Source organism: Corynebacterium faecale (genome assembly GCF_030408735.1).
Classification (GTDB): domain Bacteria; phylum Actinomycetota; class Actinomycetes; order Mycobacteriales; family Mycobacteriaceae; genus Corynebacterium; species Corynebacterium faecale.
The window spans coordinates 1-15,687 of record NZ_CP047206.1; the positions used below are offsets into that span (position 1 = coordinate 1).

At 57.0% G+C, this 15,687-nt stretch carries 16 protein-coding genes; 12 read left to right on the forward strand and 4 right to left on the reverse strand.

Annotation, left to right across the window (positions count from 1 at the left end; translation table 11 throughout):
- From CFAEC_RS14010 to CFAEC_RS14310, 3 genes are all read right to left on the reverse strand, one after another.
- Window positions 1-924 carry a replication protein RepA gene (locus CFAEC_RS14010; protein ID WP_290280254.1) on the reverse strand — a complete coding sequence of 308 codons (924 nt, stop codon included), beginning with the start codon at window positions 922-924 and terminating at the stop codon, window positions 1-3.
- 104 nt (window positions 925-1,028) lie between these two features.
- Window positions 1,029-1,691 carry a hypothetical protein gene (locus tag CFAEC_RS14015; RefSeq protein WP_290280256.1) on the reverse strand — a complete coding sequence of 221 codons (663 nt, stop codon included), beginning with the start codon at window positions 1,689-1,691 and terminating at the stop codon, window positions 1,029-1,031.
- A gap of 42 nt (window positions 1,692-1,733) precedes the next feature.
- A complete protein-coding gene (locus tag CFAEC_RS14310) occupies window positions 1,734-2,195 on the reverse strand; it encodes a helix-turn-helix transcriptional regulator (RefSeq protein WP_353960135.1) in 462 nt (153 codons plus the stop codon).
- 194 nt (window positions 2,196-2,389) lie between these two features.
- Between CFAEC_RS14310 and CFAEC_RS14020 the strand changes: the two genes are divergently transcribed.
- Genes CFAEC_RS14020 through CFAEC_RS14075 form a run of 12 tightly spaced genes read left to right on the forward strand, consistent with a single transcriptional unit; the run spans window position 2,390 to window position 14,733 of the window.
- Window positions 2,390-3,334: a hypothetical protein gene (locus CFAEC_RS14020; protein ID WP_290280258.1), complete on the forward strand. Its 945-nt coding sequence runs from the start codon at window positions 2,390-2,392 to the stop codon at window positions 3,332-3,334.
- Between the two features lie 28 nt (window positions 3,335-3,362).
- A complete protein-coding gene (locus CFAEC_RS14025; protein WP_290280259.1) occupies window positions 3,363-4,061 on the forward strand; it encodes a DUF8176 domain-containing protein in 699 nt (232 codons plus the stop codon).
- Complete coding sequence (locus CFAEC_RS14030; protein ID WP_290280261.1) at window positions 4,061-4,651, forward strand: DUF6668 family protein; 591 nt, start codon at window positions 4,061-4,063, stop codon at window positions 4,649-4,651. The genes CFAEC_RS14025 and CFAEC_RS14030 overlap by 1 nt, the downstream gene beginning before the upstream one ends.
- Window positions 4,644-4,970 (forward strand): hypothetical protein, encoded by a 327-nt coding sequence (locus CFAEC_RS14035; protein ID WP_290280263.1) that lies wholly within the window; start codon window positions 4,644-4,646, stop codon window positions 4,968-4,970. The genes CFAEC_RS14030 and CFAEC_RS14035 overlap by 8 nt, the downstream gene beginning before the upstream one ends.
- A gap of 3 nt (window positions 4,971-4,973) precedes the next feature.
- Complete coding sequence (locus CFAEC_RS14040) at window positions 4,974-5,360, forward strand: hypothetical protein (RefSeq protein WP_290280265.1); 387 nt, start codon at window positions 4,974-4,976, stop codon at window positions 5,358-5,360.
- Between the two features lie 18 nt (window positions 5,361-5,378).
- A complete protein-coding gene (locus CFAEC_RS14045) occupies window positions 5,379-6,167 on the forward strand; it encodes a DUF8175 domain-containg protein (protein ID WP_290280267.1) in 789 nt (262 codons plus the stop codon).
- 17 nt (window positions 6,168-6,184) lie between these two features.
- Window positions 6,185-6,973: a DUF8175 domain-containg protein gene (locus CFAEC_RS14050; RefSeq protein WP_290280269.1), complete on the forward strand. Its 789-nt coding sequence runs from the start codon at window positions 6,185-6,187 to the stop codon at window positions 6,971-6,973.
- Window positions 6,958-9,093, forward strand: a complete 2,136-nt coding sequence (locus tag CFAEC_RS14055; protein ID WP_290280271.1) for a TrbL/VirB6 family protein — start codon at window positions 6,958-6,960, stop codon at window positions 9,091-9,093. Before CFAEC_RS14050 ends, CFAEC_RS14055 begins: the two co-directional genes overlap by 16 nt.
- A complete protein-coding gene (locus CFAEC_RS14060) occupies window positions 9,093-10,571 on the forward strand; it encodes an SCO6880 family protein (RefSeq protein WP_353960136.1) in 1,479 nt (492 codons plus the stop codon). Before CFAEC_RS14055 ends, CFAEC_RS14060 begins: the two co-directional genes overlap by 1 nt.
- A gap of 9 nt (window positions 10,572-10,580) precedes the next feature.
- Window positions 10,581-12,386 carry a putative type IV secretion/conjugal transfer ATPase gene (locus CFAEC_RS14065; protein ID WP_290280274.1) on the forward strand — a complete coding sequence of 602 codons (1,806 nt, stop codon included), beginning with the start codon at window positions 10,581-10,583 and terminating at the stop codon, window positions 12,384-12,386.
- 11 nt (window positions 12,387-12,397) lie between these two features.
- Window positions 12,398-14,218 carry a type IV secretory system conjugative DNA transfer family protein gene (locus CFAEC_RS14070; RefSeq protein WP_290280276.1) on the forward strand — a complete coding sequence of 607 codons (1,821 nt, stop codon included), beginning with the start codon at window positions 12,398-12,400 and terminating at the stop codon, window positions 14,216-14,218.
- A 2-nt stretch (window positions 14,219-14,220) separates the two neighbouring features.
- Window positions 14,221-14,733, forward strand: a complete 513-nt coding sequence (locus CFAEC_RS14075; protein ID WP_290280278.1) for a DUF4913 domain-containing protein — start codon at window positions 14,221-14,223, stop codon at window positions 14,731-14,733.
- Between the two features lie 193 nt (window positions 14,734-14,926).
- Here the strand turns inward: CFAEC_RS14075 and CFAEC_RS14080 are convergent, their stop codons facing one another.
- Window positions 14,927-15,682 (reverse strand): hypothetical protein, encoded by a 756-nt coding sequence (locus CFAEC_RS14080; protein WP_290280279.1) that lies wholly within the window; start codon window positions 15,680-15,682, stop codon window positions 14,927-14,929.
- Between the last annotated feature and the right edge of the window lie 5 nt (window positions 15,683-15,687).

Consider the following 15,687-nt stretch of genomic DNA (forward strand, 5'->3'; position numbering starts at 1 on the left):
TTATTCACTCAGCTGGCGTTTCAGCTTAATTTGCACGGGAAGAGGGCCTCTATAGATAGTGAGTCCTTCTTGTACCACGCTCACTTCCACCTGGTGCCACTCATTCTGAATTGAGGTAATACATTTCTTCACATGCTCCCTAAAGTCCCGCATTTGAGCAGGAGTTTTTATTTCCTGGGGAGAAAATTGTTTAGCCAGTATGTCCCAGCTAAATGTGTAACTAGGGTATCCCCGCTTGAGCACCCAATACTTTTTAAGCGTGATCCAGATATACATATCCATTGCTCTGGGCTTTCCGAGGGCAGTAAGGACATTAAGGTCGATGGGAATGGGGGACTCCGTAATTTCTTTATAAAATGTTGGAGTCAGCGCGATAAAGCACTCTTTAAGCGGCGTGGTGGTTTCACCATTCGAGAACCACAGCTCGTGGTCATTACTGATTTCCATTGCGGGTGTAGCTTTTCTCCGCGATGAATACTGAGTCCGAGCGATACTTTCTATTTTGATCGAACAAGCAGTGATCTTTTCAATCTGGGTGCGAAGATTTGAAATAACGCTCCCACCACCTCGAGTTTTTAACCCGATGGCTCGCAAGAAAGTATTAAGAGATGTTCCCAGCGGGATCTTTCGGGCTTCCTCGTGAGTTATATATCCCAGTTCGGCTTGCCCGTGCCTGGCGACTGCCTGCGTTATGAGGTAGGCCATGATGAGACGTGGGTATTTTCCATAAGGAATGCCGTCAGTAGCCGAAACTGTGATGCGAAATGCCCCTTGATGCACTTGGCGCATTGTTTCTTCTGTAGCTCGATAAGGGAAAAGTGCCTGAACAAAAAGTTTAGATACGTACCCAATATCAACTGAGTCATCACACATCTGACCAGACAGGCTCTGGTTATTCATGGTGCTTAGGGTATTATCGGTCATGATCCTCGCGCTTCCTCAAACGTATGTGGGGGTTTATCCGGGACTGTTACCGCAGTACCCGGATTTTTAATTTCTCTCACAGTATTACACGGCTGTAATTCAAGCTACATATCCACCAATGGTGGGAGCGCAACCTCACGCCATCCTTGGAACCCATTTTCGCGGCACCAATCCAAGGCGGGCACTCCCTGATCCTCGATGTGGAACTCCAGGCCGAGTCCTGCTTTCACGCATGCACCCGTGGGCTTGGGCACTTCATGGTTGCACACATGCAACTCCAACATGAGAGTCTCCACCTTTGCAGCCTCTTTGATTTTCGTTGCCAGCCACACAGCCTTTTTCATAGCCTCAACATCCGCCGTGGTCTGCTCGCCGTCGTAATGCTTATCATCCGGGTGGAACGTCCCGTACCACAGAACCTTTTCACCCTTGCAGACCGCAAAGGAGTCAACCTCAGCATCTCCGGCTGCGTTGAGCACTACGCGCGGGCCGTCTTTCGACTCGGCATTTAGGGCTTCCGCCTTGGCTTCTAGCTCTTCCTCATACCGCTTCTTGGCTTCGGCGCGTAGCTCGTCATAATCCAGGTCGAGCTGCTTGCGGATCTCGGTTTTGAACTTCGGGAATTTGGATTTGGTGGCAAGCTCCTGCTCCTTGGCCCAGGCGTACAGCTCTGAGTGGGTGGTCATCGCCCCCAATTCCTCGGCATTTTCCTCCACGAGGGCGGCAATTGCGTCCCATTCCTGTGCGCTGGTTTGAGTGCTCATCATCGTCTCCTTTTAGACAAAAATATTTGACACGTTAATTAAATGTTAGTGCTTATGCTTCCGCTGCATTGCTCCCTGGCTGCGTCCTATAGCAGCAGTTATTTCTTCGCGTGGTTTCCTAAAAAGTTCCGCTAGTACCTCCACCTGTTCGGGGGTGGCCCCGACTACTCCGCGCTCTAGCTTCCCGTAGGTCTGCTTCGGTATCCCGGCCCCCTCGAAAGCCTTCCAGACATCCTCATGGTTGAGTCCGGCATGGATTCTCAGGTCTGCGAGATAGGCCATGTTAGGTGAGACGTCAACAAAGTCCCAGGTAGAGACTTCAAAGTAAGATGCAAGGCGTTTTAAATGCCGGGGAAGTGGCGCATTTACCCCCGACTCCCAGCGGGAAAGCGTTCCCACTGAAACATTTATTTGGGCCGCAAGATACTCAAGGCTGACGCCAGATCCTAACCGGAGGGTCCGTAGACGATCCGGGTTCCAACCGCGCGCGCCTCGATGTGGGGCCATGAAAAATCCTCCTGTGAATGCCTTGCATGAAAATCATTATAGGGTATTCTGAAAATGCAAACGGAAAATCGAAACGAAAGAACATCGTGTGTCCACCGGGGATAAATCCGGGTTCAGCATTAAGTTATTTAGGGGCCTACGATCCTTGGCTTCATTTTCCCTCACATCACCTTACGGAAAGGCTGTCATCTCACATGACGTTGAACCGCACCACCCGAGCACTTTCGGCCCTGCTGGCCACCGGGGCGTTGGTACTGTCTCCCACCGTGGCCATGGCGCAAGAACAGCCGGGCACCGGCACCGGTGTTCAGCCGGGCACCGGCACCGGAGGGGACAAGCCCGCTCCCAAGCCGGAACCCAAGCCAGAACCTGCGCCGGAACCCAAGCCGGAACCCAAGCCGGAACCCAAGCCAGAACCCAAGCCAGAACCTGCGCCGGAACCTGCGCCAGGAGGGGGGACGAATGTTCCGGTCAATGGCGGGGATTCTCAGCCGGGCACCGGTAACGGTGCTCAGCCAGGCACCGGCACCGATAAGCCTGTGACCCCTGCCCCAGCACCGACCCCCACCCCTGCGCCAGCACCAAAGCCAGTGCCACAGCCACAGCCTGAGCGCCCGGTGTATGTCCCGGTGACTCAGCCGTCTGATCCAGCGCCAGCACCTAAGCCTGTCCAGCGGCCTGCGCCAGCACCAAAGCCAGTGGTGGCCCCAGCACCGGCTCCTGCACCTGCGCCTGTGGCCCCGGTCCCTGCACCGGCACCTGTGGCAGTTCCAGCACCGGCACCTGCGCCGGAGCCACTACTGAGTGTTGATCTCGATGGCGCTGGCACCGGAAACGTGACCGTGACCGAGGATGAAACCGGCATGAGCACGGCAGGGCAGTGGACAACTCCCCTGGGCGAGGGAGCTGTGGATCTCCACGTTTCCCACCCTGACGCTGACTACAACGTCACCGCCACCGACCACCTGACCGGACAGTCCATCACCTGGAACGTTGGCCTTGCAGCACAGGCCAGCGAGTGGATTGATAGCCAGCCGTGGGCAGACAATATCACCACTGATATTCCGTCTGCGCTGACTGCGATCCCCACCCAGGGCGCAATTGGTGGAGTGACTTACTCCGCCACCGTGAACCAGTAAGTCAACAGACATCTGAGGAGGTGCCCTTATGGCCCGCAAAAAGCCGGAACCACTACCACCGCCAGAACGGCCTGAGATCGACCACTGGCGCGATTGGATTCCAGTCGCAGAGGTGGAAGAAATCGACGTCGATCCGGCCGTGGAAGAACAGGTCGAGGATCAGGTGCTCGATGCAAAACCAAAGCGCAGCAAGGCCCGTGTGGCTGCTGTGTCGGTCGCGGCCGTTGCCTTGCTGGGTATTGGTGGTGGGGGAGTGGCGTTTCTAATGAACAACAACCAGAACCCCACTGAAATCACTACCGCTTCGCAGCAGGCGATCACCGTCACTGAGACCCCTGAAAAACCAGAACCCGAGCCGTTTTGCTCAAGTCCTACGGCCACCTCCGACGATGCCCCCATGCTGTCCCCGGAAGGGGTTATTCAGCATCTCCAGTACGCCTACTACGTGACCAAAGATGTCAATGTCGCCCTCGATACCTACACCGCTGATGCCGGAGTATCGGAAACCGCGCTGCGTGAAGCTATCGAATCCACCCCAGAAGGCACTGAGCATTGTCTCATCATTGACATTGTGGACGAGGAAGCCGGTCTGGTGAACGTCGATTTGCAGGTCAAAGACCCAGATGAGTCCTACCGGACGTACCTGCAAAAAGTCACCGTTGTCCCCCTCGACAACGGCGAATACCGAATTGCATCCATCGAAGCCCGCAAGGAGCTGACTGCATAATGGAACGCCTATCAGCAGTATCACCCCCTGATCGTCCCTTGGCGGTGACGCAGCCAGATCCACAGAAACGGCCACCGTTGGTGTGGCTTGTCGGTGCTCACGGTGGAGCCGGCACGACCTATCTCGCTGCATCTCTCGCCTTTGTCGGGGAAAAAGGCAACGCCTGGCCTGATGTGTCTGCCGAGGATGTATCGCCCTATGCCGTGATCGTGGCTCGGGAAAGCACCTCGGGCCTGGATGCGGCAGAAACCGCGCTGCGTCAGTGGCACACCGACCCTGCACTGCGCGAGGTCATCCTCCTGGGCCTGGTGCTTGTAGCTGAAACCAGCTCGAAGAAGCTGGGGAAAGAGCTACAAGCCTGGCGGGAATCCGTCTCCGCGCTCGCCCCGGAAACGTACCGGGTGGGCTGGATTCCAGACTGGACAAACCTGCGCCCTGGCGAGTTACCAACCTGGTGGCCTGGGGATGCAGTGCCAGAAAAGAAGAAAAAGTACGAGTCCGAGGTACCAGCGACAATCGCCACAGTCGGACATCACCTCTATACAGCTGCAATCGCAGACCTCACTGAAAAGGAAGAAACCAATGCTTGATCTCTCACTGATCGCGCAAGCTGCCAACGACACCATCACCTTGGCTCAGCTGCCCGCTGGCACTGGTGGCGGTGCGGGTATCCCTGACATTGCCCCAGAAGCACCACCATTTGCAGACAAATTCCTCGATCTTGGCTCAGCGGGTACCTGGGTGGCTTACCTTGCCTGTGCTGCGGCTCTGGTGTTCGCTGGCGCGAAGATGGGTTGGGAGCGCTGGCAGGGCGGACAGGTGGAATCACCGAAGAAGATGGCAGCAGTTATTTTCGGCGCCATTATCGTTGCTTCCGCTGTGTCCATCGTGAACTGGGCGTCGGCATAAGCCATGGCAATTTTCGGAATCCTCGACACCATCGGAAACGCCCTGAATCCGGCTTTCGGAAACGGCGGAAACGGGAATTCGGGAACTCCGCAAACGCTCAACGACTTTGGCCTGGGCTTCCTCCAGGAAGGCGGCGGTTACGGAGTTACCGCGGGTGGACAGCAATTACCACCTGATGCTCTGGAGCCGCTGACCCAGGCCATGAGTTACGCCATGTGGATCAGCCTCGCCGTTTTGGTCGGAGCGCTGATCCTCGGCGGTGCCCAACTCGGGTGGGCACGATCCCAAGGTTATGAACCCAACGCAGGGGCACAACGCACCCTTGTAGCAATTATCGTTGCGGCCCTACTCGGCACCGTGGCATCTACCTCTGCCGTGCTTATCGGCTAAATATAAGGAGCACCAGCTATGTCGGCAGAATCCTCTGCGACTACCAGATGGGGACTCATCGGAGCTGTAGCAGCTCTCGTCCTAATTGTAATTTTTTCCTCTGCCACCGTAATATCGGCACTTTCTTCACCAGATAGTGCCAGTGGCCAGGAAGTCGCGGAGGATTCCGGCCTGACACGCGATCAGCGCACCACAGTGCGCGATCAGATCGGCCGCACTGTCTACTCACCGCTTAATGAGGGTGGGGACGTGTTTGAGCCAACCAAGGGCATGGACGAAAACTCGAGTTCCTACTTCACTTTCCGCCCTGATGTGGAGTGGCAACGACTATCCGGGTGGACGAAGAAGTCAGTGGCGCGCGACTACCCGTACTCGGCGGTTGCTGGGCCATGGGAAGTCACCGATGGAATCGCCCACAGCTTTGCTAGATCACCCCAAGGTGCGGCCCTGGCAGGCATTCACATGCTCAACGGCCTGGCACAAGGTGGCGAACGAGCTGCGAAAGCCACCATCCGGTTTGTCGATGATGACCTCAGCGTCGAGATCGCAGAACAAATGCTGGCGGAACCAGAAGGGCCGCAGCTGCCCGAACAGTCCTGGTCAAGTGCTTATGCCTCGTACACGATCCTGGACTACAGCGACGATGAAGCGACCATCCGCTACGGACTAGCTGATGGAGATGGATATGCCTCCTGGGATCTCACCGTTCACTGGGTCGGTGAGGACTGGAAAATGCGGGCGAATTCTGTTGCACCCGAACTGAGACCACAAGGAAAAGAAATGGTCACCCGCTGGGTGACCTTATAGAACCGGAGCGCGAAAAAATGACTGAGACAACCACCACCACCGCCACTGCCGATGTGAAAGAACCCCGTCCTCGGTGGGGAATCATCATTGCTGGTGTTTTCCTGATCTTTGTGCTCATTGGCGCAGTCGTGATGTGGGTCAATAACGACGATGAGCCAGACGCTACTGCTACCACCTCGGGATCATCCCAGCCTATTTCCGGTGATAGTCGCCAGACTGTCACTGACCGCCTCGGCCGGGTGGTGTTCATGCCGGACAACCCTGCCGGAGATGTCCTCTCCAAGACGGAATCCACCACCGATGAGTTAGATGTTCAGTGGCAGCGACTAAGCGGGCGTACACAGATCACTATTGCGCGTGACTACCCCTTTTCCGCTACCGCTGGGCCATGGGAAGTCACCGATGGTATCGCTCACGGCTTTGCCCGCTCTGCTGAGGGGGCGGCACTAGCAGGTATTCACGCATTCCTTGGTATCGGTCAAGGTGGCCAGCAAGCATCTCGGGCCAGCCTCCAGTTCCTTTCTGATCCCGCAGCTAAGGAAGCACCCCAGTTCATGCTCGATAACCCCGATGGTGTGCAGTCCCCAGAAGCACCATGGACAACCACATTCGTGGCCTACACCGTGTTGAGCTACGACGATGACAACGCGCTGATCCGCTATGCCATTCCATCCGGTGATGGATACCAGCAGCTCGACGCAAGTTTGGTGTGGCAAGACGGTGACTGGAAACTCACCCCTGGTGTGCCTTTCACGAAAACCTCTGCTGTGGCTGAAAGTGAGGTGCAGACATGGGAACAGCTCTAAAGAGATTTTTCTCCGCACTCGCCCTTGCCCTGGTGCTGTTTCTGGGAGCATCCAGCACCGTCACAGCTCAAGAAGCTGAGGGCCAGTCAGATAACGGCCTTGCCTGCCTTGCCGCAGACATCGGCACCATCGGCGGCACTATCGCAGCCGTGGTTCCAGGTGCTCAGACTTTCGCCCCCATCCTGAGTGTGATCGGCGGTGCCGGACAAGCCGCAGGCGGTGGAGATTGTGCCTTGGGTGAGGGAATCCTCGGACTTGGCGGCACCATTAAAGATGCTGTTAAGGACAAGATTTATGACTCCACCCTGGGTAAGTTCATCGAATCTATGCTGGTGGCTAATGGTCAGCTGCTGAAAACCATTTTCTCCTGGTGGATCGCTGTCCCCAGTATCGACATGGGTGATTTCGGCGCGCTCGATGGTGCCAGCCCAGAACAGCTCCTTGGTCTGGCTGATGAGGCAGGCCAAGCCTATGCCGATGCCACCGGAGGGGAAAACCCCATCGCAGGACTTGCTGAAGGGATAGGTGAAGCAGGCTCAGAATCCAGTGTTCCTCGGGTCGGTAATGGTGGTGACCTCAGCGGACTGGCAAACCCGGTGGCAGAAGATGGTAGCTCGCTGCTGTCGAAGATCAATGACTACACCGGCTCTCTCCAGGTCTGGCTGCTCATGCTGGGGATCATGCTCGGACTCATCCGCATTGCCTGGGCACACCAGCAAGCACAGGGTCAAGAATCCATGGCCATGGTCAAGGGCATTACCCGCGCGGTCTTTATCGCCTCCGGCTTCTCCGTCTTTATCACCCTGGCCACCCGATTCAGCGACAACCTCTCGGTGTGGTGGATGTCAGAGATGGTCGAGCCAGAAGAGTTGGCGAATTTCGCGGAGCAGATCGTTAAGCTCTCCTTGTCGCCCCTGGCTGGTGCCCTGGTCTTTATCGTCGGTCTATTGGGACTACTAGCCGCCATCGTCCAGGTGGCGATCATCATCATCCGCAACGCGCTGCTCGTGGTAGTCGTTGCCGTGATGCCTTTGGCCGCGGCTGCGTCCCTGACACGGGCGGGAAATTCCTCGGTGGAAAAGCTCATGGGCTGGTCGGTCGCGCTGGTGCTGTTTAAGCCAGTGGCCGCATTGATCTACTCCATTGCGATCTCACTGATCGGATCAAGCACCGATCCGTGGGAAACCATTACCGGTATGGCATTGCTGGCCATGGCAGTAATGACCTTGCCTGCACTCATGGCCATGGTCGCCCCTGCTACCCAGGCAGTCGGTGGCGGTGCCTCTGGCCTGGGAGTTGCCGCAGGTGTCGCCGGTGGTATCGCCACCGGTGCCGCAGCCGTGGCCACCGGAGGTGTAGCCGCAGGAGTCATGGGTGGCGGTGCCAGCAAGGTCGGCGCACTGAGTAAATCCGGTGCCGGTGTGGGAGCCGGTGTCGGTGGTGGTGGGTTCGGCGCACCATCGGGAGCAGGTGGCGGTGGTGGTTCCCCATCTGGCGCTGGTGGCGGTGGTGGCCTACTTCCTGGAGGTGGTGGGGCTGGGGGAGCCTCGCCCCTGGGTGCAGGTTCTGATCTGGTTACCGCTGGTGTCGGGCCATCAGGTAGTACCCCGGATGCAGGATCAACCACCTCTGTCCCACCGGTGCCAACCGGTGGTGAGGGCGGAATTGGTGGCGTCACACCATCTGGATCTCCCGGTGGAGCAAGCGCAGCACCATCATCTCCTGGCGGAGCCGGTGGCACAGGTGTTGTTCCCACCCCCGGTGGCGCAGGCGGGGCAGGTCGTGGCGCGAGCGCAACACCTCCACCTCCCGGTGGGGCAGGATCTATCCCCACACCCGGTGGAGCAGGCGGAGCTAGTAGAGCAGGTGGCGGGGGAGTTATCTCCAGCCCCGGTGGAGCTAGTGGCGCTGGCGGGTCGGTGGGATCACCGTCTCGCGGGGCCAGTGCGTCCTTTGGCGGAGGGGCCATTAGTGCCCCCACACCATCTGGATCAGGTGGATCGACAGGTGGTGGCCACGTTGCTGGAAATGCCGTCCAAGGTATTCAGCAGGGCGTGAGCAAAGCAGAAGATTTCATCAACCAGAACGCAGATTTCGACCGTCCGACCGGAGGTAAATAATGTCTACGCGCACTTATGGCAACTGGGGTAAACCTCGGTCAGCGGGTCTTTACGGAATGACCTTTGAGACATCAGCGATTGTGCTCGGTGCCATCATCTTGGCGCTGTTCACCATCATGATGGGCGGGCTGTCGGCGGCGATTCCACTACTGATTATTGAATTTTTTGTTGTCGCTCCGTTGGTTATCAAAATCGGCGACGAAACCGGATATGAAAAGGCGATCATCTTGTTTAAGTTCCTGCGTGCAAAGTTCAACGGCGAAACCACCTACCGGTCGGGGCGTTTTTCCCGTGTCCCTGGTGGCACCTACAAGCTTCCTGGTCTGCTTCACCGCACCGATCTTTACAACGTTCCCACCGCTGGCCTGGGTGATTTCGCCATGGGCCACGACAAGCCTCGCGGATTTTATACCGTGTGGTTCAATTGCTTTCCCTCTGGAGCAGAAGCTATTGAAGCGGACTCTATTGACACCATGGTCGATCATTGGGCTGCGTTTCTGGAAGATGCCAGTAACGTCACCGATCTGGTCTATGTCACCGTGACCCACGAAACCTCCCCGGAATCAGGTATCCGTCTGGCCACCGAAGCAGAACGGATTGCCCAGCATGGCACTGTGGATATGGCCAAAGAGATTATTCACGAAGCTGCTGAGATTTTGCCGCAGGTCTCAGCGCGGATGTCCTCACGTGTGGCGGTGACGTTTAAGGCCACCACCGCAGAAACGCGCAAGAATGTGCGCGCAGAAGCAACAGAAATTGCTCGTTTTCTGCCGGGGCTGATGACTCGCCTCCAGGAGGCCGGCGTGACCGTCTCGCTGATGAATCCTGCAGAAGTGTGCGGATTCGTTCACTCTGCGTATGTTCCCGATGATGAAAACGAAGTGGAGCGTGCCCTGGTCACCGGTGAAGATCATGGATTTACCTGGGATAACTGCGGGCCGACAGCAGCTCAGGAAAGCTCCGCTGACTACCTCCATGACGGCTACAAGTCAGTGACCTTTGAGATGACTCAGGCACCGCGAGGACTGGTGACAGAACAAACCCTGACACCATTGTTTGCCATTGACCCCGATCTGCCGCGTAAGCGGGTGACCATGGCTTTTAGGCCCCATGATTCCGGTGATTCCGCAACGCTTGCCGATAAAGAATTCCGCGACAACCTGTTTAAGTCTCGTTCTGCGGGCGGCATCGGATCTATCGCAGATGATATGGCGGCTGGTGCAGCACAGCAGACCCGTATCGAGGTCAACTCCGGTTCTCGGCTGGTGCGCTTTGGTCTGATGATGACCGTAACCCATTCGGCTGATGATCCCGCTGAGTTGGCTCGCCAGGAGTCTGTGATGGAGCAGCGCGCTCGTCAGTGTGGTCTCAAAGTGCGACGCTGCCGTAGCTGGCAAGCCGCCGCCTTTGCCTCAGCCCTGGGCGCAGGCATTGTGCTTCCCGAAGAAACCAGCTTCACGAAATTCGTCTCAGGATAGGACACGATCATGACTACCACCACCACTGACATTGACCAGCTCAATGCCCGTTTTGAACAAGCTGCCTCCGAGGAACCCACCACCTCGGTAGAAGAAGTAGAAAAGCTGTTAGCACCAGAAGTAACCCGGAAAGTTACCGCACTGGGCCGCATTTTCGGCGTCGGCCCTGTCAAGGTAGCTCGATGGGAAGAAACCATAGGCACCGGCCAGTCTGCCTTTGGCGCTCATCTAGGACTTGCTCTGACCACCCGACCAAAGCAGAAAAAGAAGCGGGTGAAAACAGGCCAAGATCCCGATTTCGGGTTCCCGGTTGCGCGTGCAGATAATGCTGGTCTTATCGGCAAGCATGGTGGCCGTCAATCCCTGGTGGCCCCGGCGAAAGAGCACCGGGGATCATCCAAGCAGGTCTGTGGCCTGTGGCCCTGGGGTGTGGGCGCTAATGCTCCGATTGTGGGAACCCCGATTGGTTCTCATATCCGCACCGGCGCACCGGTGTGTTATGACGCTTATAACTGGTTTGAGCACGGCGGATTCATCTCCAACCCCTCCACCTTCATCATGAGCCTGCCAGGTAAAGGTAAATCCACCCTGGCTCGGCGTATGGTCACCGGCAAGATCGCCCAAGGTGTTACCCCGCTGATTCTGGGTGATCTGAAACCGGATTACGTTGACCTTATTCGCGCGCTCGACGGCCAGGTCATCAGTGTCGGCCCTGGCGCAGGCAAGATCAACCCCCTCGATGTGGGGGCACTGGGCAGGATTATCCCCCGGCTGGAAAAAGCCGGGAGGGATGATCTGGTGGAAGATGTCTGGGCACAGGTGATCTCACGTCAGGTGCTGGTGATTTCCAGTTTGATCCAGATTGTCCGTGGTGGCCGTGTCGCGGACTTTGAAGAAACCGTGCTGTCCTCGGCGCTGCGGAAACTCTACTCAGAAGATTTTGTCGGCGGAGAAAAGCACTCGGCGGTCACCTTTGGGCCAGAAAACCCCCCGATTCTGGAAGATCTCATTGAGGTGGTTATTGCTGGTGACGATGACATGATGCTCGATGCCGCCGCCGATGACATGCGCGAATACAGCGAAACCGTCAAGCCTTTGCGTCGTGCGCTGCGCTCGATTGTGCGTGGCCCGTTCGGTGAGGTCTTCAACGGTCACACCGATGTGCGGATTGACGTGGATGCACCTGCGGTGTGCATGGATGTCAGCAGCCTCGGCCAGGACTTCTCCCCGCTGATGGCAGCGGTGTTGTTGACCTGTTGGTCAGATGGGTTCGGCACCGTCGATGCCGCGCACATCCTGGAAGATGCCGGTCTATCAGATCGCAAGCGCAACTTCATGGTGGTACTCGATGAGATGTGGCGCGTGCTCGGCGCTGGTGTGGGCCTGGTGGATCGCGTGAACGCGCTGACCCGTTTGAACCGCACCATCGGCATTGAGCTGGTGGAAATTGTTCACACTTTTAAGGATCTGGAGGCTTTGCCCTCTGAGGAAGATCGAAAAAAGGCCATTGGCTTCATCGAACGCGCTGGTGCGCTGATTGTCGGGGCACTCCCCCGAGACGAGATGATGCGACTGGCTAACATCAAGCCGTTTACGTCCGCAGAAATCAATATGGTCTCGGCCTGGTCAAGTAACACCCGCGCAATGACAGAAGCACCCCGGCCAGGACAAAAACGCGCTGTGCCTCCAGGAACCGGCAATTTCCTTATCAAGGTCGGTGAATCAGGCACTGCCGGTATCCCGGTTCATGTCACCCTGACACAGACCGAACTCAACCTTGGTGTTCACGACACCAACCAGCGATTCGAGAAGTAGGAGTACGGGACATGGCACGAGTAGTACGTGAATCAGATCAAGGCACTCCGGCAGGTGCCGATGGAACCGCCTTTCTTGTCCTCGCGGGTGCTGCTGTGGCAGCTCTGGCCCTGGCGTGGTGTTCGATTAACGCTGGCCTGTGGGCTGCGGGAGAAGTCTTTATCCTTAATCCCGTTTCGGCGGTAATCGCGCTGGCGACAGGAAACGTCCCTTGGAACTGGGCATCATGGACAGCCCTCATCGTCGTAATCGTCATTATTGCGATCTTCATTTTCTTACTGGCCCCATCACCGAAAAGCCCCAGTGAAAAAGTCCACGCCCGAGCCTCAAAAATGATGGCGCGTCCCTCAGAACTGAACGGGCTGACCGGCAAAGTTGCTCAGGAAAAAGCCACCCGGCTCTATGAAGCAGCCGATCCGAAAAATAACGCCAGCACCACCGGGTTGCTGGTGGGGCGCACAGTGGCGAAACCACACAGTGATATTTACATGTCCTGGGAGGATACGGCTGTAGTTCTAGCTGGTCAGCGCATGGGTAAAACGCAAGCCTATGTCACGACCTCGATTCTTAGTGCCCCTGGCCCTTGCGTGGCCACAGCCAATAAACGTGACGTGGTGGATATGACCCAGGCAGGGCGCAGCGAAAAGGGGCAGGTGTGGCTGTTTGATCTGCAAAATATCGCCACCGACACCTCGATGGACTGGTGGTGGAACCCGCTGCGCGAAGTCCACGACTACCGTGATGCACGCAAGCTGGCGAACTACTTTGCCTCGGCGGTGCGCTCTGGTGGTGGCGAAGCTCGAAAAGATCCCTATTTTGATACCGCTGCCGAAGAACAGCTCTCCGCCTATATCTTTGCGGCCGCAAAAGCCGATGGGGATCTGCTGCACGTCCTGGAGTGGCTGAAAAACGACACCTCGGAAACACCGGTGAAGATTTTGCAGGCGGTGGGAGAAAATGCCGTGGCCCAAAGTGCCAACGCCAATATTCACATGAACCCCAAGCAGAAAGATGGCGTGTTCGCCATGGCCGCGAACTTTTTATCTGTGCTTAATGACCGTGGGTATGCGGCTGCGGTGACACCGGAGCACCGCGCACAGTTGAGTGTGACCAGCGAGGGTATCCATACTGATCGCGGGCTGATGGTGGGCCAGCAAAAACCGGAATTCCGGGTGATGGATTTCGCCAGTTCTAAAGACACTTTGTATGCCATGTCTGTAGAGGGGCCTGATTCCCCCTCTGCTTTGACTACCGCGCTGGTGGGCCAGGTGATCGACGCTGCTCAGAAAACAGCCCGGAAGATCCCTGGTGGTCGGCTAAAAACCCCGATGGTGTGTGTGCTGGATGAAGCTGCCAACGTCGTGCGCCTGGAGGAACTGCCCAGCTTGTACTCCTACTGCGGATCACAGGGAATTTTGCTCATGACCTTCCTCCAGTCCCGTTCACAGGCATTTCGGGTGTGGGGCCAGGAGGGCTTCCGCGCCATGATGGAATCATCGAACCTCGTCATTTACGGCGGGGGCATTAAGGATAAGGATTTCCTCGCAGAAATTTCGGCCATGATTGGCCAGATGAGGGTGGAACGTACCTCCACCTCGCGGGGATCACAGACTAACTACTCGACTAGCTTTGAGCGTCAAGACATCATGGGTATTGACGATCTTCAAGCTCTGCCGTCCTCCCATGCCGTGATTATGAGTTCCGGCAACCGGCCCACGCTGGCCACCAAGGTGTTTTGGTCAATGTCGCCGTTTAAGGAGGCTGTGGAAGAGTCAATGAGACAAGCTAAAGCTCGTGAGATGGGCACTGACGTAGTAGCTAAGGAGAGCTAAGCATGGATGATGAGGATCTGTTCGGCAGTGACTTCGATGACTCGGATGAATTGCTCGATGATGATGTAGAAGAAGGGGTGGCAGACACCCCTGCCCCTCAGCGGACTGGATCTGATACCTCGGCCGGCGATGAGGAGAAAAAGCCGCAGTATGCCACCGTCTACGATTTCGTAGAGCAACAGTTATCGTTTGTGATCCAGCGCAAGCTCAGTGTGCAGGTGGGCCGGGGGTTGGTGTGGGACCCAGCCTGGTGGCGGTATCCAGAAGTAGTCGTGAGGTTGTCGGTGCTTCATCGTGCCTGGGAAGCCGCCTTTGCTTCAGAAGATCCCTCGGCGCTATCCACCTGGTGGCTCCATCACTGCGATCCGATGATGGATCGTATTCTCAATGGTGAAAGCGGCCCGTTCCATGCCTATGACGCCAACAATCCGACTGCGCCTGTGCCACCGGGCCTGGAGATGATGCCGCGCACACAAGAAAATATCGCCAAATACGCCCCACCTAAGAAAAAGTAAGACAAAGTAAAAGCCAATCCCGCACACGCGGGGGTGAAAACCCAGCCTCCCGGCTGGGTTTTCTTCTTACTTACTTTTCTTCACTGTCCGCATCCGGGCACCCGGCAGATCGTCGTCATGATTCTCCCTGATTGTTAACCCGCACCATACATGCGGACGGGCAGCTGCATGTCTGCATGGTGTGGGTTAGTGGTTATAATCCAGCATCCAGACCGGGCATTTCCCGGGTCTGTGCGGCCTCGGGCGCTGGGGTCGGTGCGTCAAAGGTGGTCTCCTGATATTGCCCCAGGGCGGTTTCAAGATCAGTGCTGTGCCACTGGCTCAGCAGATGATCCATATCTGCCTGGTCACTGACGGTCGCGGCGTTGTCGGCAGCGGGGGCCTGGAACAGGGTGAGTTGTTCACCAACTGCCTTATCCAGGTGTGTGTCTGATACCTGGGATAATTCCGAGAGGGCAAAAGAAGTCGCCATGATGGGCACAATGGTGCTGGCCATGCTGGGATCAGGTGAGGTGTTTTGGGCTTGCTGGCGTTCTTGTTCCGCAGCAGCTCGGTCAGCCTGGGCTTGCTGGCGATCTGCCTGGGCCTGGGCCGCGGCTTGTTCCGCCTGTGCGCGCACCCGTAGTGATTCTTCCCTATCTGTCATGGTGACGTAAAGCTGTTGGGGATCAATGCCGTTGTCTTTAATCAATTGATCCCACTTCTGGGCGCGTTCCGGGTTGTTGTCGCGGTCGCGGTGCGCGAGTGTCCACCCGGCTGCAAGTTCTCCGAGACGATCCGCAGCACCGGTGTGAGGACTCACCATCTTGTCCATAGCGCGCTGGCTTTCCCACCGGCGCTGATTGGTGCGGTTAGTAGTGGAAAGTAAATCACGCATATTCCGTGCGATCCGCTCGGCGGTCTGGCGAACTTCGGCGTTGACCTTATCTTCGATGGAGGGGCTAGTCATGGGGT

What these genes read in the sequence shown, in the direction of transcription:
- CFAEC_RS14010 (WP_290280254.1), bottom strand. Translation starts at nt 924, where the DNA reads ATGACCGATAATACCCTAAGCACCATGAATAACCAGAGCCTGTCTGGT.
- CFAEC_RS14015 (WP_290280256.1), bottom strand. Translation starts at nt 1,691, where the DNA reads ATGATGAGCACTCAAACCAGCGCACAGGAATGGGACGCAATTGCCGCC.
- CFAEC_RS14310 (WP_353960135.1), bottom strand. Translation starts at nt 2,195, where the DNA reads ATGGCCCCACATCGAGGCGCGCGCGGTTGGAACCCGGATCGTCTACGG.
- CFAEC_RS14020 (WP_290280258.1), top strand. Translation starts at nt 2,390, where the DNA reads ATGACGTTGAACCGCACCACCCGAGCACTTTCGGCCCTGCTGGCCACC.
- CFAEC_RS14025 (WP_290280259.1), top strand. Translation starts at nt 3,363, where the DNA reads ATGGCCCGCAAAAAGCCGGAACCACTACCACCGCCAGAACGGCCTGAG.
- CFAEC_RS14030 (WP_290280261.1), top strand. Translation starts at nt 4,061, where the DNA reads ATGGAACGCCTATCAGCAGTATCACCCCCTGATCGTCCCTTGGCGGTG.
- CFAEC_RS14035 (WP_290280263.1), top strand. Translation starts at nt 4,644, where the DNA reads ATGCTTGATCTCTCACTGATCGCGCAAGCTGCCAACGACACCATCACC.
- CFAEC_RS14040 (WP_290280265.1), top strand. Translation starts at nt 4,974, where the DNA reads ATGGCAATTTTCGGAATCCTCGACACCATCGGAAACGCCCTGAATCCG.
- CFAEC_RS14045 (WP_290280267.1), top strand. Translation starts at nt 5,379, where the DNA reads ATGTCGGCAGAATCCTCTGCGACTACCAGATGGGGACTCATCGGAGCT.
- CFAEC_RS14050 (WP_290280269.1), top strand. Translation starts at nt 6,185, where the DNA reads ATGACTGAGACAACCACCACCACCGCCACTGCCGATGTGAAAGAACCC.
- CFAEC_RS14055 (WP_290280271.1), top strand. Translation starts at nt 6,958, where the DNA reads ATGGGAACAGCTCTAAAGAGATTTTTCTCCGCACTCGCCCTTGCCCTG.
- CFAEC_RS14060 (WP_353960136.1), top strand. Translation starts at nt 9,093, where the DNA reads ATGTCTACGCGCACTTATGGCAACTGGGGTAAACCTCGGTCAGCGGGT.
- CFAEC_RS14065 (WP_290280274.1), top strand. Translation starts at nt 10,581, where the DNA reads ATGACTACCACCACCACTGACATTGACCAGCTCAATGCCCGTTTTGAA.
- CFAEC_RS14070 (WP_290280276.1), top strand. Translation starts at nt 12,398, where the DNA reads ATGGCACGAGTAGTACGTGAATCAGATCAAGGCACTCCGGCAGGTGCC.
- CFAEC_RS14075 (WP_290280278.1), top strand. Translation starts at nt 14,221, where the DNA reads ATGGATGATGAGGATCTGTTCGGCAGTGACTTCGATGACTCGGATGAA.
- CFAEC_RS14080 (WP_290280279.1), bottom strand. Translation starts at nt 15,682, where the DNA reads ATGACTAGCCCCTCCATCGAAGATAAGGTCAACGCCGAAGTTCGCCAG.